This is a genomic window from Microbacterium meiriae (assembly GCF_040685015.1).
In the GTDB taxonomy this organism is placed as follows: Bacteria; Actinomycetota; Actinomycetes; order Actinomycetales; family Microbacteriaceae; genus Microbacterium; species Microbacterium meiriae.
This window is the reverse complement of record NZ_JBFBHD010000002.1, coordinates 833,335-848,343: the sequence shown is the minus strand read 5'-3', so window position 1 is coordinate 848,343 and position 15,009 is coordinate 833,335. Positions and strand designations below refer to the sequence as shown.

Here is a 15,009-nt window from a genome sequence, read left to right as displayed (position 1 = left end):
GGCAGGCATGGACGTGAACGAGTCGGAACCGGAGGCCCACGAGGCATCAGCGGGGGTGCCTACTGCGCCCTCCGGCGGCGGTCTCAGCCGCCGCGGGCTGCTCGGGCTGGCCGTCGGCGGCGGGGTCGCGGGCCTGGCCGTCGGCCTCGGGGCCGGGACGGCCGGCGGCGTGGCGCTCGGACGCGCACGAGCCGCGGAAGACGCCGAGTCGCGGTACGAGTTCTTCGGCGCGCACCAGGCGGGCATCACGACGCCCGTGCAGGACCACCTGCACTTCGCGAGCTTCGACATGATGCCCCGCACCGACCGGGACGACCTCATCTCCCTGTTGCAGGACTGGTCGTACGCCGCGGCGCGGATGACGCAGGGCCTGGAGGTGAGTGCGAGCGGCGCGGTGAACGGTCCCGCCGAAGCGCCCCCGGATGACACGGGGGAGGCGCTGGGGCTCCCCACCGCGGGCCTGACCCTCACGTTCGGGTTCGGTCCTGGACTGTTCGAGAACGAGGACGGCGATCGCTACGGTCTCGCCGCCCAGCGGCCACCCGGTCTCGAGCGGCTTCCGGCCTTCCTCGGGGACGACCTCGATCCCGCGGCGTCGCACGGCGACTTGTGCATCCAGGCCTGTGCCGACGACCCCCAGGTCGCGGTTCACGCGATCCGCAACCTCAGCCGCATCGCGTTCGGGCGGGCGCGCCTGCGCTGGTCGCAGCTCGGATTCGGTAAGACCTCTCGTACCACGGCCGGCCAGGCGACGCCGCGCAACCTCTTCGGCTTCAAGGACGGCACGGCCAACATCCTCGCCGACGACGCCACGGCGCTCGCGGACCACGTCTGGGTCTCGACCGACGACGAGCCGTCCTGGATGGCCGGCGGTTCGTACCTCGTCGCGCGGAAGATCGCCATGCTCATCGAGACCTGGGACCGGGTGCGGCTGGCCGAGCAGGACACGATCATCGGACGGGACAAGGGCGTGGGGGCGCCGCTCTCCGGCGGTGACGAGTTCACGGCCCCGGACTTCCGCGGCACGAAGATCGATGCGAACAGTCACGTCCGGCTCGCGCATCCCGAGCAGAACGACGGCATCCGCATCCTGCGCCGTGGGTACAACTACGTCGACGGCAACAACGCCCTCGGGCGACTCGACGCCGGGCTGTTCTTCCTGTCCTACCAGCGTGATCCCGCCCAGTTCATCAGCCTGCAGCGCCGACTGTCGACCGACCGTCTCAACGAGTACATCCGTCACGTGGGCTCAGGCATCTGGGCGATCCCGCCGGGCGCGCGACCGGGTTCGTACGTGGGGGCGGAGCTGTTCGCCTGAGCAGGACTCAGCCGGCGGCGACGTCTTCGAGGACGGCGACGGCGTCCGCGGCGAACGCATCCGCTCCGGCGTGATCGTGAGCGGTCACCGTCACCACCGCGTCGCCGAGGAACAGCAGCAGCTGGCCGTGGGCCCCGTGCAGCCGCCACGCCCGCCCCGGACCCTGCCAGCCCGCGAGCGCATAGCGGTCGTAGCCCGGGTTGACGCCCGCGACGACGCCGTCCTCGTGCATCGCGTCGATCCACTCCGGGGCGACCAGTCGACGACCCTGCCAGGAGCCGCGATCGCGGATGAGCAGCCCCAGGCGCGCGACCTCCTCGGTGCGGAGCGGCAGGCCGCCACCCGCCTCGATGCGTCCGTTCGGGCATCGCGACCAGACCACGTCCTCGATGCCGAGCGGGGCGAAGAGGCGCGTCGAGAGGTAGTCGCCGATGTCGCCCACGCGGGTCGCGAGGGCGGTCATCGCGGTATAGGTGCTCGCGTTGGAGTACTGGAACACACGCCCGCGCGAGGGCCGTCGCAGGAACTCGCGGGCCAGATCCGGCCAGTCCGTCATCAGTGTCTCGGACCACGGAAGGTCGATGCCGCTCGACATCGACAGCAGGTGACGCAGGGTGACCTGAGCGACACCGTCGCCGAGCTCGTGGTCCGGGAGGAGGGTGGCGACGGTGTCGTCCAGGCGGATCAGTCCGTCGTCGGCGGCGAGGGCCGTGGCCAGCACGCAGACGCCCTTCGCGATCGAGTGCACGTCCTCCCGGACGTCGGGTGCCCAGCGGTGACCTGCGGTGTCCTCGCCGATGCGCACGTGGAGCCCGTGCGCGGCGAAACCCTGGGAGTCGGCGATGGCGACGAGCCGATCCCTGACCTCGGACGCGGGGTGGGCGGCTGTCATCGCGGACGCCGGGATCCGGTCGGATCGTTGCGGCGGCCTTCCCGCGACGCGAGCTCGGGATCGGCGAACAGCCACCGCGGCCGCGGCTCCACGAGCGGACGGAACACCCGCCGCACGGGCGTGGTCGCGAGCAGCAGTGCGAGGACCACCGAGAGCGCCGTGACCGCAGGGAGCCAGAACCAGGTCGGCTCGAGGTCGCGCAGCACGCCGCTCTCGCGGAACGGGTAGAGCACGAACGAGTGCAGGAGATAGACGTACATCGTGTACTGGCCGAAGGTGGTCCACCAGTAGGACCCGCGGGGGATGAGGACGAAGAACGCAGCGCAGAGGACGACGGCGAGGAGCAGGAGCGCGAAACGGATGCCGCCGGCCCACCACTGGTCCCCGACGAGGTCGGAGTAGGAGGCCTCGTAGAACAGCCAATGCCGCAGATCGGTGGCCTGCCAGACGGGGAGCCAGTTCCACGCAGCCCACCCGGCGGTGCCGAGGACGGCGACGGCGGTGATCCGGACCCACCACGGGCGGAAGTCGAGGAGACGCAGGCGGTCGACGATGTTGCGCTCCCTGAGCCACCAGCCGAGGGCGAAGAAGGGCAGCAGGCCCAGGGTGCGCGAGAGCGAGAAGGTGCTGTCGACGTTCGGGAGATAGCCCGCGCCGACGGAGATGACCACCGTCCACAGCAACGGCCAGCGCAGCAGGGCGAGGTAGGGGAGGACGAGGCGGAAGATCCCGAGCGCGAGCAGGAACCAGAGCGTCCAGCTGGGCTGAGTGGGGTTCGGGGTGGTCTCTCCCTCCACGAGCCACTTGGTGAGCGTCCAGAGGGCCTCGAAGATGACGTAGGGGAGGATGATGTCGGTGATGACGCGGGCCATCTGCGTCCGGGTGGGGGAGCCCGATTTGGAGAAGTAGCCCGAGATGATCGCGAACGCCGGCATGTGGAAGGCGTACAGCGCCAGGTAGAGGGCGAAGGCGATGTCCGAGTCGTAGATGAGGCGCTGGATCGCGTGCCCCAGGACCACGAGGACGATGCAGGCGTACCGCGCGTTGTCCCAGAAGGGCACGCGTCGGCGTTTGCGGTCGACCGGCCCTGTGCTGGACCCCGTCGTCCCGACTCCGGTGGTGCTCATTCTCCGAGGCTACCGGCCGGGAATAAAGTTGCCCTGCACGCGTTGACCCAATTACATTCAAATGAATAGAACCGGATGTCGAGCATCCGATTCGGAGAACACGGAGCAATCATGAGCGAGCAGTCAGGCGCGCAGGCGATGCAGTTCGGCATCATGTCGGTCAGCGACATCACCCGCGACCCCACCACGGGAGTCACCCCCAGCGAGCAGGAGCGGATCAAGGCGACGCTGGCCATCGCGACGCATGCCGAGGAGGTCGGACTCGACGTCTTCGCGATCGGCGAGCACCACAACCCGCCGTTCTGGTCGTCCAGTCCCACCACGTTCCTCGCCGCGCTCGCCGCACAGACCGAGCGGCTCATTGTCTCGACCTCGACGACGCTGATCACGACGAACGACCCGGTGCGCATCGCGGAGGAGTACGCGATGCTGCAGCACGTCTCGGACGGCCGCATGGACCTCATGCTCGGTCGTGGCAACACCGGTCCGGTGTACCCCTGGTTCGGCCAGGACATCCGCCAGGGGCTTCCGCTGGCGATCGAGAACTACGCGCTCCTGCACAAGCTGTGGCGCGAGGACGTCGTGGACTGGGAGGGCAAGTTCCGCACCCCGCTGCAGGGCTTCACCTCGACCCCGCGTCCCCTCGACGGCATCGCGCCGTTCGTGTGGCACGGCTCCATCCGCACACCGGAGATCGCCGAGCAGGCCGCCTACTACGGTGACGGGTTCTTCGCGAACAACATCTTCTGGCCGAAGGAGCACTACCAGCGCCTCATCGAGCTGTACCGTCAGCGCTTCGAGCACTACGGTCACGGCACGCGGGAGCAGGCGATCGTCGGTCTCGGCGGCCAGGTGTTCATGGCGGCGAAGTCGCAGGACGCGGTGAACCAGTTCCGCCCGTACTTCGACAACGCCCCGGTCTACGGTCACGGTCCCAGCATGGAGGACTTCACCGAGATGACCCCGCTCACCGTGGGATCGCCGCAGCAGGTGATCGACCGCTATGCGGCGATGCGGGAGCACTACGGCGACTACCAGCGTCAGCTGTTCCTCATCGACCACGCCGGCCTGCCTCTGAAGACGGTGCTCGAGCAGCTGGACATCCTCGGTTCCGAGGTCGTGCCGGTGCTCCGCAAGGAGCTGGCGAAGGACCGCCCGTCCACGGTGCCCGACGCGCCGACCCACGCCGCGCGCGTGCAGGCGACCTACGGAAACGGACCGACCCGGCAGGCGCGTCCCGGCGCGAACCGCGGCGACAACCTTACCGGGGACTCGCCCTACCAGGACACGCCGGCTCCCGCGGGAGCCGCGTTCGGACTCGGCCGGAAGGAGGCCTGACATGACCACGCGTCGCATCGCCGTCGTCTCGGCGGGTCTCTCCAACCCGTCGTCCACCCGGATGCTCGCCGACCGACTGGCAGCGGAGACCGTGAAGGCGCTCGCGGAGCGCGACATCGAGGCCACGGTCGACGTGATCGAGCTGCGCGACCACGCGCATGACATCACGAACAACATGCTGACCGGCTTCGCGCCGCCTGCACTCGAGACGGCGATCAACACCGTCGTCTCGGCCGACGCGCTGATCGCGGTGACGCCGATCTTCTCCACGAGCTACTCCGGGTTGTTCAAGTCGTTCATCGATGTGCTCGACCCGGACGCGCTCACGGGGAAGCCCGTGCTGATCGGGGCGAACGCGGGGACACCGCGGCACTCGCTCGCGATCGACTACGCGATCCGTCCGCTGTTCGCCTACCTGCACGCCGAGGCCGTCTCCACAGGGGTCTTCGCGGCGTCGAGCGACTGGGGCGGCGCCGGAGACGATGTCGCACCGTTGGCGAAGCGCGTCGAGAAGGGGGCGAGGGAACTCGCCGAGGCGGTCGCGCGCCGGGAGGCTGCCACCGTCGTCGACCCTTTCGATCCCGCGACCTACCTGGGTGAGGGGCGCTCGTTCGGCCACATGCTCGGCGGTCTCGCCGGAGAGTGACAGGGGGCCTCTCGAGAGCGACATGCCCCGTGCCTTTCGGCGCGGGGCATGTCCGTGTCTGCGGAGAGGGATGCGGGAGCCGTGGACCGGCTCCCGCATCCGCACGGTCAACCGCTCTTGCGTCGGAACTCGCGCCGCGTCTGCGGGGCGTTGGCGGCGTGCACGGCGGAATCGCCGTCGAGGTGGGCCTCGCCCTGCCGGTGGTGCGCGTTCTTCTTCTCGAGCGCTTCCTTGAACTTGCGCTTCATGTCCTCCGAGGAGGAGCCGGCGCCTTCTTCGGTGCTCATGCTCCCGAGCCTAGGGCACGGCAGGAGCAGCGGCGAGGGTCACCGCTCCCGTCCCCGCGTGAACCGGTCGAGCCCGAGCCCGAGACCGACGGCCAGGGCGACCGACACCGGGACCGCGACGAGGGCGCCGCCGGGCAGCACCGCGGCGACGAGCGCGCCGACCGCGGCCTGGTACGCCGCCCACCCGGTCGCAGCCAGCGTCACGAGTGCCAGGTAGCGGGGCGGGTGGATCCGGGAGGCGCCCGCCACGAGGTTCACGGCGAGCCGGGCGAACGGGACGAAACGAGCGGTGAACAGCACCGTGGCCGTGCCGCGGTCCAGCCGGTCGCGTGCCCAGCCGAGGGCCTGCCGCATGCGGCGGCCTCTCATCCAGCCCCAGCGCTCGGTGCCGACGACGCACCCGATCAGATAGCAGCAGGCGTCACCGAGCGCTGCCGCCCCCGCCGCGCAGAGCACCACCGCCCAGAGCGCGGGCGTTCCGGTCGTCATCGCGACCGCGCCGAGGGCTGTCACGGCGATCTCGCCGGGGACGACGACGAAGAACGCGTCCCCGAGCACGAGCAGGCTCATCGCGGCCAGGCTCCAGGGACCGGCGAGGACGTCAGCGAGCAGGTCTGTCGACACCCCGCCACCCTGCCCCGAGACGGTGAACGGGAACCAACGCGCGGATAGCCGGTGACCCGTGATCCAGCATCCGGTGAACATCCGGTGCTCGACGCCGGTTTCTCGCAGCGGGGGCGAGGTGCACCGTCATCCTGGGGGTGTGAGAGTCGCGATCGTCACCGAGTCCTTCCTTCCGCACATGAACGGCGTGACCGGATCCGTGATGCAGATCCTCCGCCACCTGGAGCGCCGAGGGCACGAGGCCTGTGTGCTCGCTCCCGCCGCCACGGGCATCCCGGAGCGGTTGCACGGTGCCCCCGTCACGGCGATCCGCAGCGTGCCACTCCCCGGATACCGGGATGTCCGCGTCGGCGCGGCGACGACCCGTCGGATCGGAACGGAGCTCGGCCGCTTCCGCCCCGATGTCGTCCACCTGGCGTCGCCGTTCGCCCTCGGGTGGCGCGGGCTGCTCGCCGCAGAACGCGGCGGCATCGGGACGGTCGCGGCCTACCAGACCGATGTGGCCGCATACACGGAGAGGTATCGCGTCGCCGCGACGACCGGCATGGCCCACGCCCATATCGCACGGCTCCACCGGCGAGCGACCCTCACGCTCGCGCCGTCCTCCGAATCCGCGCAGCAGCTGGGTCACCTCGGCGTCGACCGACTCCGATCCTGGGGGAGAGGGGTGGACGCGGAGCGCTTCCACCCCTCCCGGCGCAGCGACGCGCTCCGAGCGGAATGGGGAGCGGAGATCGTCATCGGCTACGTCGGACGCCTCGCCGCCGAGAAGCAGGTGGAGGATCTCGCCGCGCTGCACGGCATCCCCGGCGCCCGTCTGGTCATCGTCGGCGACGGGCCACGGCGGGACCGGCTGCAGGAACAGCTTCCCGACGCTCTGTTCCTCGGGAGGCTCGACGGGGATGCGCTCGCCACCGCGCTGGCCTCCTTCGACGTGTTCGTGCATCCGGGAGAGAGCGAGACGTTCGGCCAGACGCTGCAGGAGGCCCACGCGAGCGGGGTGCCCGTGGTCGCCACCGGTCGCGGAGGGCCGCTCGATCTGGTGAGGGCCGGCGTGGACGGTTGGCTCTACCGCCCCGGGGACCTCGCCGACCTCCGCCGACGCGTGACCGCTCTCGCCGGGGACGAGCAGACCCGCCGAGCGTTCGGGCACGCGGGCTGGAGCGCTGTGCAGGGACGAAGCTGGGAGCACCTCGGGGATCAGCTCCTGGGGCACTTCGAGGAGGCGCGGGCGCTGCACGCCGTGGACAGCCGTCTGCGCGCTCGCCGCCTCGTCCGACCGGAACCCGCCGCGCCCGCCCCGTCGCGACGGTGGCGGCGGGTGGTCGCGCTCGGCGACTCCTTGACCGAGGGACTGTGCGACCCCGGGCCGGACGGTGCACTCCGCGGGTGGGCGGACCGGCTCGCCCTTCTCCTCGCCGCGCGGGGCGGCCTCCACTACGCCAACCTCGCGGTCCGCTCGAAGCGCGTGGCCGACGTGTGCGGCCCGCAACTGGAGCGCGCACTGGAGCTCCGACCCGATCTGGTCACCGTGCTGGTGGGCGCCAACGATCTCGTGAAGCACCGTGCCGCCGTGCCGGCGCTCGCCGCGAGTCTGGAGGCCGCCGTGCGGCGAGTGCGCGCGACCGGCGCCGACGTGGTCCTGGTCACCCCGTTCCTCCCGGACCGACGCGCGGCGGCGCTGTACACCCGGCGCTTCTCCGCCTTCGCCACGGCCCTCGCGGGGATCGCTGCGCGGACCGGTGCGATCCTCATCGACACGGATCTGCATCCGGTGCTGGCGGAGCGGCAGCACTGGGGCGAGGACCTGGTGCACCTCAGCAGTCGCGGACACCGCTTCCTCGCCTATCGGGTCGCCGAGGTGCTCGGGGTGCCGCACGCGGACGCGCTCGGACTGCTGGATGCGGCCCTGCACGAGAACGAGCCGATCGGCCGCGCGGCCTGGTGGCGGCGGCACGCGCTGCCGTGGGTGTGGCGGCGACTCCACGGCCGTGCCGCGGGAGACGGCCGTCGGGCGAAGCACGACGACTACGTCTACGTGGGACGCTCCTCCGTCGAGCGTGACGCCAGCGTGGTCTGAGGGACGGCAGCCCTCAGCGTCGCCCCATCCCGCGGTACGTCCAGCCGGCGGCTCGCCAGGCGGCGGCGTCCAGACAGTTCCGTCCGTCGATCACGATCCGGCCCCGCACGAGCCCGCCGGCGTGCTGCGGACTGAGCTCGCGGCGGTACTCGTCCCACTCCGTGACGACGACGACGGCGTCCGCGTCCCGCAGGGCCTCATCCCTGGACGACGTGTATCCGAGCTGCGGATGCCGCGCACGGGCGTTCTCGATCGCCGCCGGGTCCGTCACCACGACATCCGCGCCGAGTCCGCGCAGCCGCACGGCCACCTCCAGCGCGGGAGAATCGCGGACGTCGTCGCTGAAGGGTTTGAAGGCCGCGCCGAGCACGGCGATCCTCCGCCCGAAGACCAGGCCGTCCAGGGCATCGACGACCAGACGCACGGCGCGATCACGCCGGCGGAGATTGATGGCGTCCACCTCGTGCAGGAAGGCGACGGCCTCGCCGCGGCCGAGCTCCTCGGCGCGGGCGGCGAACGCGCGGATGTCCTTCGGGAGGCAGCCGCCTCCGAACCCGATCCCGGAGCCGAGATAGCGGCGGCCGATGCGTGAGTCGTGGCCGAGGGCTTCGGCGAGGAGGGTGACGTCGGCACCGGCCGCTTCGGCGACCTCAGCCATGGCGTTGATGAAGGAGATCTTCGTCGCGAGGAAAGCGTTGGCGGCACCCTTGACGAGCTCCGCGGTGGCGAGGTCCGTGACCAGGAACGGGGAGCCCGCATCGATCGCCGCGGCGTATACGCGGCGGAGCAGGTCGACGGCGGCGGCACCCTCCGGGGTGTCATCGGCCCCCACCACCAGGCGGTCGGGGGTGAGCGTGTCGTGGACGGCCCAGCCTTCCCGGAGGAACTCGGGGTTCCAGGCGAGCGTCGCCCCGGTCTGTGCGATCCGACGGGCGAGGCGCGCGGCCGTGCCCACGGGGACCGTCGACTTCCCGGCCACCACCGCGCCCGGCCGCAGGTGGGGGAGCAGCCCGTCGATCGCCGCGTGGATGTAGCGGAGGTCGGCCGCGGGACCGGAGGCGGACTGCGGGGTGCCGACGGCGAGGAAGTGCACATCCGCCCCGGAAGCGGCCGCCGCATCCGAGGCGAAGCGCAACCGCCCGGATCGCAGCCCCGCGTCGAGGAGCTCGTCGAGGCCCGGCTCGAAGAAGGGCGCGGCGCCTGCGGCGAGGTCGGCCACCTTGCGCTCGTCCACGTCGATGCCCACGACGTCGTGACCGAGCGAGGCCATCGCCGCAGCGTGCACCGCTCCCAGATACCCGCAACCGATCACCGACATCCGCATGCGTCCAGCACAGCCGACCCGTCCCTCGCCCCGGCGGACGCGCGGTGAACGTCGGGTGACGGTGGGGTGTCGTGACCGAACCGCGTGAGGAACCCTCGGGACTGAGGGCGCACGCTGGTAGTGTGGTCGAGGGTGACCCCGGTCATCCGACAATTTCATATCGACTCATGGAGCGATCGGCGGAGAAGCTGGTCCCCTGTGGTGGGTTCCTCGGCACACGTCGGGTGGCTTTCTACTGGTGGCCAGCGCAGGCGAGATTCGCGGGAGTGCCCGCGCGCCCGAACCCTTCCGTTCCGCTCCTTTGAACATGCTCGCGCGTCACACGGATTCGCGAGTCTAAACAAAGAAGGAGAGACCTCTTGGAAGGTCCTGAAATCACCGCCACCGAGGCCGTTCTCGACAACGGCCGCTTCGGCACCCGCACCATCCGCTTCGAGACCGGCCGCCTCGCGCAGCAGGCTCAGGGCGCCGTCGCCGCCTACCTGGACGGCGAGACCATGCTGCTCTCGGCCACGAGCGCGGGCAAGCACCCGCGTGAGGGCTTCGACTTCTTCCCGCTGACGGTCGACGTCGAGGAGCGCTCCTACGCCGCCGGCAAGATCCCCGGCTCGTTCTTCCGTCGTGAGGGTCGCCCCTCGACCGAGGCGATCCTGGTCTGCCGTCTGATCGACCGTCCGCTGCGTCCGTCGTTCGTCGACGGTCTGCGCAACGAGGTCCAGATCGTCATCACGGTCCTCTCGATCGCCCCGGGCGAGTTCTACGACGCCCTCGCGATCAACGCCGCCTCCGCGTCGACGCAGATCTCGGGTCTGCCGTTCTCGGGCCCCGTCGCCGGTGTGCGCCTCGCGTTCATCCCCGGTCACGGCCAGCACGAGGACCAGTGGGTCGCGTTCCCGACCGCCGAGCAGGTCTCCGAGGCCGTGTTCGACCTGATCGTCGCCGGTCGCGTAGTCACCAAGGCCGACGGCTCCGAAGACGTCGCGATCATGATGGTCGAGGCCGAGGCGACCGAGGGCAGCTGGAACCTGATCAAGGCCGGCGCCACCAAGCCCGACGAGACCATCGTGGCCCAGGGCCTCGAGGCCTCGAAGCCCTTCATCGCCCAGCTCGTCAAGGCGCAGGCCGAGCTCGCCGCCACCGCGTCGAAGGAGCCGGGCGTCTACCCGGTCTTCCCCGCGTACAGCGACGAGGTCTATGACTTCGTGTCCGAGCGTGCCTTCGCCGAGCTGAGCGACGTGTACCAGATCGCGGACAAGAGCGAGCGTCAGAACGCCGACGACGCGATCAAGGATCGCGTCAAGGCCGAGCTCATCGAGGCCACCGAGGCGGGCTCGCTCCCGGCTGCGGCACCGCTGGAGTTCTCCGCGGCGTACAAGTCCGTCACGAAGAAGATCGTCCGCGGTCGCATCCTCACCGAGGGCACCCGCATCGACGGCCGCGGCCTGGCGGACATCCGTCCGCTCGACGCCGAGGTGCAGGTCATCCCGCGCGTGCACGGCTCCGCGATCTTCCAGCGCGGCGAGACCCAGATCCTGGGCGTCACCACGCTGAACATGCTCAAGATGGAGCAGCAGATCGACTCGCTGTCGCCCACGACGAGCAAGCGCTACATGCACCACTACAACTTCCCGCCCTACTCGACCGGTGAGACCGGCCGCGTGGGTTCGCCGAAGCGTCGCGAGATCGGGCACGGCTTCCTCGCCGAGCGCGCGCTCGTGCCGGTGCTGCCGAGCCGCGAGGAGTTCCCTTACGCGATCCGTCAGGTGTCCGAGGCGCTCAGCTCCAACGGCTCCACGTCGATGGGTTCGGTGTGCGCCTCGACCCTGTCGCTGCTGAACGCGGGTGTGCCGCTGCGCGCTCCCGTCGCCGGCATCGCGATGGGTCTGGTCTCCGACGAGGTGAACGGCGAGACCCGTTACGCGGCGCTGACCGACATCCTGGGTGCCGAGGACGCGCTGGGTGACATGGACTTCAAGGTCGCCGGTACCAGCGAGTTCGTCACCGCCATCCAGCTCGACACGAAGCTCGACGGCATCCCGTCGTCGGTGCTCGCGGGCGCGCTGACCCAGGCCAAGGATGCTCGTCTGACCATCCTCAACGTCCTCAACGCCGCGATCGACGCGCCTGACGAGATGGCGCCCACCGCGCCGCGCGTCATCAGCGTCCAGATCCCGGTCGACAAGATCGGTGAGCTGATCGGCCCGAAGGGCAAGACGATCAACGCGATCCAGGACGAGACCGGTGCGCAGATCTCCATCGAGGAGGACGGCACCGTCTACATCGGCGCGACCGACGGCCCCTCGGCCGAGGCCGCCCGCGCCCAGGTCAACGCGATCGCCAACCCGACCAACCCGGAGGTCGGCGAGCAGTTCCTCGGCACCGTCGTGAAGATCGCCACCTTCGGCGCCTTCATCTCGCTGCTGCCGGGCAAGGACGGCCTGCTGCACGTCACCGAGGTGCGCAAGCTCGCCGGTGGCAAGCGTGTGGAGAACGTCGAGGACGTGCTCTCCGTCGGCCAGAAGATCCTCGTCAAGATCACGAAGATCGACGACCGCGGCAAGCTGTCGCTCGAGCCCGTGCTCGACGACGCACCCGCCGCGGACGAGGCTCCGGCCGAGGACGCCGCCGCCGAGTAGGACACGGTCGGCACGGAACCCGGGTCCCTCCGTCGGGAGGGGCCCGGGTTCCGTCGTTTGATCCGTGATCGAAACGTTATGGGAAGTTTGCGCGCCGTTCCCCGGATTGGCCGGGACGCTCGCGCACGTCGCATACCCTCGAAGTACGCACCGGGGGGTGCCGGAGAAGCAGTGATGTCGATCGGTCCAGCCGATCGCAGCGGGGGTGAGAGTATGCGGTTGTTCGGCGTAGGCGCAGGTCCCGACGCGGAACGCGTCGCGCTCGAGCACGAGGATCATCCCTCCGCCCCGATCCCCATCGTCGGCCCCGGTGTGGGGGAGTCCATCCGCACCGCCATCGGCGAGACCGGATACGAGACGTTCCCGTTGATGCTCGGCGCCGCGGAGTTCGGGTGGAACGTCGATCTCGAGACGAGCCACGGCATCCTCGATCGCTACGTGGAGTTCGGCGGCAACGCCATCCATACGGCGGACGGATTCTCCGGCGGTCGGAGCGAGCACATCCTCGGGCAGTGGCTGCGGTCGCGCGACCAACGGGAGCGCGTCGTCCTCAGCGTCCGCATCGGAGCGCATGCCGACAACCCCGGTCTGGGGTCGGTCAACCTCGTCCGCGCCGTCGAGGGGTCGCTCACCCGGCTCGGCGTCGAGCGCATCGACGTGCTGTACCTGGACGCCACGCTGGATGCGACCACCAACCTCGAAGACACGCTGGCCACGGTCGAGTGGCTCGTCGAGGCCGGGAAGATCGGCGCGCTCGGCGCGTACGGCTTCACCCCGGAGCGGCTGGTGGAGGCCCGCATCCTCGCGTCCGCAGGGTACCCCCGGATCACTGTGATCGACACGCCCTACAACCTCGTGCGGCGGCAGCCGTTCGAAGGCGATCTGCGGCTCGTGGCCGGCGCGCAGAACCTCGCGGTCACGCCCTCCCATGCGCTGGAGCACGGGTTCCTGTCCGGGCGCCACCGCACCAAGGCGCTCGCGTCACGAGGCGTCCGCGGAGAGCAGTTGCGAGGGAATCTCAACCGCCGCGGTACGAAGGTGCTGCGCGCGCTGGATCAGGTGGCCGCCGAACTGGCAGTGCCGGTGGCCGCTGTGTCCATCGCCTGGCTGCTCGCGCAGCGCACGGTCGCCGCGCCGATCGTGAACACGTTCGCGACCGACCATGTCGACGAGCTCATGCAGGGCGCCGGTGTGACGCTGTCCCGGGCGCAGGTGGCCGACCTCACCCGCGCGGGCGCCTGAGCTTCCGCTGCCCGTGACATAGGGTGGAAGAGGAAGACCGGCGGATGCTGGCGATGAGGCGAGCGAGCGAGTTGTGACGCACTACATATATCTGGTCAGACACGGTGAACATCAGGATGCCGAGCACGGTCTCGCCGACGGACCCCTTTCGCCGCGCGGCCAGCGGCAGGCGGAGCTGATCGCGGATCGGCTGTCCGGGCTCCCGCTCGACGCCGTGTGGCATTCGCCGCTGCTCCGCGCGGCCGAGACGGCGCGATCGATCGCCGGTCGCCTCCCGTCCGTGGACCCCGCGCCGTCCGCTCTGCTGTTCGACTGCGTCCCCACGGGGATGACAGAGGAGACCCCGGCGGTGTTCGAACCCTTCTTCGGATCGGTGACCGAAGCCGAGATCGAGGCCGGTCGCGCCCAGATGTCCGACGCCGTCAACGAGTTCCTCGTGCGGAAGACCGGAGACGTGCACGAGGTGCTCATCACACACAACTTCGTGATCTCGTGGTTCGTGCGCGAGGTGCTCGCCGCACCCGACTGGCGGTGGATGACGCTGAACCAGTCGCACTGCGGACTGACGGTGATCGCCCAGAAGCAGGGTCGGCCGTGGACCCTGCTCACGCACAACGACACCGGCCACCTGCCGATGGAGTTGCGGACGGGGATTCCCGACGCGCTGTTGGTGTGATCACCGTATCCGCGCGCCGCGGCCTCCGCTCGACGCCCGGAAAATAGACTGGACGCATGACCACGAAGGTAGCCCTCGTCGGCGGGACCGGAAAGCTCGGAACGATCATCGGCGCGGTGATCGGCGAGCTGGAAGGCTTCGAGGTGAGCCGGGTGCTGACCTCGGCGAGTGACCTTTCGGAGCTCGCGGGAGCGGACCTCGTGATCGACGCGTCCACTCCGCAGATCAGCATCGATGTGGTCCGCACCGCCGTCGAGCACGGCCTCAACATCCTCGTCGCCACCTCCGGCTGGTCGGCCGAGCGGATCGCGCTCGTGCGGCCGCTGGTCGAGGCCGCTGACACCGGAGCGGTCTTCATCCCCAACTTCTCCCTCGGCTCCGTGCTCGGTTCGGCCCTCGCCGCGGCCGCCGCGCCGTACTTCGGCTCCGCGGAGATCGTCGAGGCGCATCGGGAGACCAAGGTCGACTCCCCGAGCGGTACCGCCGTCCGCACGGCGGAGTTGATCGCCGCCGCGAGGGCGTCCCAGGGCCCCGTCAGCGCCCCGCATGCGGATCAGCGCGCGCGGGGGCAGCAGGTCGGCAGCGTGCCCATCCACTCCCTCCGGCGGCCCGGGGTGATCGCGAAGCAGGAGGTGATCCTGTCCGGGCCGGGGGAGTCGCTCACGTTCACGCATGACACCACCGACCCGGCGCTGGCCTACGCGCCGGGGATCCGGCTGGCTGTGCCGTATGCGGCCACCGCGTCCGGAGTCGTGGTCGGTCTGGAGAACATGCTCGACATCGGCATCCGCTCGTGATGTCGCGGATCGGGGTCGCACT

The 15,009-nt window shown here is 70.3% G+C and carries 13 protein-coding genes; 8 read left to right on the top strand and 5 right to left on the bottom strand.

Translation table 11 applies throughout. The features are described from left to right. Positions 1-7: 7 nt before the first annotated feature. Complete coding sequence (efeB, locus tag AB0N68_RS12670) at positions 8-1,318, top strand: iron uptake transporter deferrochelatase/peroxidase subunit (protein ID WP_313366784.1); 1,311 nt, start codon at positions 8-10, stop codon at positions 1,316-1,318. A gap of 7 nt (positions 1,319-1,325) precedes the next feature. Here efeB and AB0N68_RS12665 read toward each other — a convergent pair whose 3' ends face one another. Next, positions 1,326-2,210, bottom strand: coding sequence for a serine hydrolase domain-containing protein (locus AB0N68_RS12665; protein WP_187663870.1), 885 nt, complete (start codon positions 2,208-2,210; stop codon positions 1,326-1,328). Then, complete coding sequence (locus AB0N68_RS12660; RefSeq protein ID WP_268776443.1) at positions 2,207-3,337, bottom strand: acyltransferase family protein; 1,131 nt, start codon at positions 3,335-3,337, stop codon at positions 2,207-2,209. The genes AB0N68_RS12665 and AB0N68_RS12660 overlap by 4 nt, the downstream gene beginning before the upstream one ends. Positions 3,338-3,448: 111 nt before the next feature. Here AB0N68_RS12660 and AB0N68_RS12655 point away from each other — a divergent pair, with 111 nt between their 5' ends. Together AB0N68_RS12655 and AB0N68_RS12650 are read left to right on the top strand one after the other, a co-directional pair. After that, positions 3,449-4,675, top strand: a complete 1,227-nt coding sequence (locus AB0N68_RS12655) for an LLM class flavin-dependent oxidoreductase (protein WP_280566044.1) — start codon at positions 3,449-3,451, stop codon at positions 4,673-4,675. A gap of 1 nt (position 4,676) precedes the next feature. Continuing rightward, positions 4,677-5,321: an FMN reductase gene (locus tag AB0N68_RS12650; RefSeq protein ID WP_268776441.1), complete on the top strand. Its 645-nt coding sequence runs from the start codon at positions 4,677-4,679 to the stop codon at positions 5,319-5,321. Between the two features lie 107 nt (positions 5,322-5,428). Here AB0N68_RS12650 and AB0N68_RS12645 read toward each other — a convergent pair whose 3' ends face one another. Continuing rightward, on the bottom strand, positions 5,429-5,608 hold the full coding sequence (locus AB0N68_RS12645; RefSeq protein ID WP_136052140.1) for a DUF5302 domain-containing protein: 180 nt from the start codon (positions 5,606-5,608) through the stop codon (positions 5,429-5,431). A gap of 39 nt (positions 5,609-5,647) precedes the next feature. Next, complete coding sequence (locus AB0N68_RS12640; RefSeq protein ID WP_280566041.1) at positions 5,648-6,232, bottom strand: DedA family protein; 585 nt, start codon at positions 6,230-6,232, stop codon at positions 5,648-5,650. A gap of 139 nt (positions 6,233-6,371) precedes the next feature. Here AB0N68_RS12640 and AB0N68_RS12635 point away from each other — a divergent pair, with 139 nt between their 5' ends. Then, on the top strand, positions 6,372-8,312 hold the full coding sequence (locus tag AB0N68_RS12635) for a GDSL-type esterase/lipase family protein (protein ID WP_280566040.1): 1,941 nt from the start codon (positions 6,372-6,374) through the stop codon (positions 8,310-8,312). A 13-nt stretch (positions 8,313-8,325) separates the two neighbouring features. Here the strand turns inward: AB0N68_RS12635 and AB0N68_RS12630 are convergent, their stop codons facing one another. Beyond that, positions 8,326-9,636, bottom strand: a complete 1,311-nt coding sequence (locus AB0N68_RS12630; RefSeq protein ID WP_280566038.1) for a UDP-glucose dehydrogenase family protein — start codon at positions 9,634-9,636, stop codon at positions 8,326-8,328. A gap of 359 nt (positions 9,637-9,995) precedes the next feature. Here AB0N68_RS12630 and AB0N68_RS12625 point away from each other — a divergent pair, with 359 nt between their 5' ends. The 4 genes from AB0N68_RS12625 (at position 9,996) to dapB (ending at position 14,987) form a co-directional block, all read left to right on the top strand. Beyond that, positions 9,996-12,272, top strand: coding sequence for a polyribonucleotide nucleotidyltransferase (locus tag AB0N68_RS12625; RefSeq protein ID WP_259953993.1), 2,277 nt, complete (start codon positions 9,996-9,998; stop codon positions 12,270-12,272). A 213-nt stretch (positions 12,273-12,485) separates the two neighbouring features. After that, positions 12,486-13,514 (top strand): aldo/keto reductase, encoded by a 1,029-nt coding sequence (locus AB0N68_RS12620; RefSeq protein WP_187664141.1) that lies wholly within the window; start codon positions 12,486-12,488, stop codon positions 13,512-13,514. A 73-nt stretch (positions 13,515-13,587) separates the two neighbouring features. After that, positions 13,588-14,190: a histidine phosphatase family protein gene (locus AB0N68_RS12615; RefSeq protein ID WP_187663877.1), complete on the top strand. Its 603-nt coding sequence runs from the start codon at positions 13,588-13,590 to the stop codon at positions 14,188-14,190. A gap of 56 nt (positions 14,191-14,246) precedes the next feature. Continuing rightward, positions 14,247-14,987 carry a 4-hydroxy-tetrahydrodipicolinate reductase gene (gene dapB / locus AB0N68_RS12610; protein ID WP_187663878.1) on the top strand — a complete coding sequence of 247 codons (741 nt, stop codon included), beginning with the start codon at positions 14,247-14,249 and terminating at the stop codon, positions 14,985-14,987. Positions 14,988-15,009: the final 22 nt, after the last annotated feature.

Coding starts and splice junctions, on each gene's coding strand:
- efeB (WP_313366784.1), top strand. CDS start 8: ATGGACGTGAACGAGTCGGAACCGGAGGCCCACGAGGCATCAGCGGGG.
- AB0N68_RS12665 (WP_187663870.1), bottom strand. CDS start 2,210: ATGACAGCCGCCCACCCCGCGTCCGAGGTCAGGGATCGGCTCGTCGCC.
- AB0N68_RS12660 (WP_268776443.1), bottom strand. CDS start 3,337: ATGAGCACCACCGGAGTCGGGACGACGGGGTCCAGCACAGGGCCGGTC.
- AB0N68_RS12655 (WP_280566044.1), top strand. CDS start 3,449: ATGAGCGAGCAGTCAGGCGCGCAGGCGATGCAGTTCGGCATCATGTCG.
- AB0N68_RS12650 (WP_268776441.1), top strand. CDS start 4,677: ATGACCACGCGTCGCATCGCCGTCGTCTCGGCGGGTCTCTCCAACCCG.
- AB0N68_RS12645 (WP_136052140.1), bottom strand. CDS start 5,608: ATGAGCACCGAAGAAGGCGCCGGCTCCTCCTCGGAGGACATGAAGCGC.
- AB0N68_RS12630 (WP_280566038.1), bottom strand. CDS start 9,636: ATGCGGATGTCGGTGATCGGTTGCGGGTATCTGGGAGCGGTGCACGCT.
- AB0N68_RS12620 (WP_187664141.1), top strand. CDS start 12,486: ATGCGGTTGTTCGGCGTAGGCGCAGGTCCCGACGCGGAACGCGTCGCG.
- dapB (WP_187663878.1), top strand. CDS start 14,247: ATGACCACGAAGGTAGCCCTCGTCGGCGGGACCGGAAAGCTCGGAACG.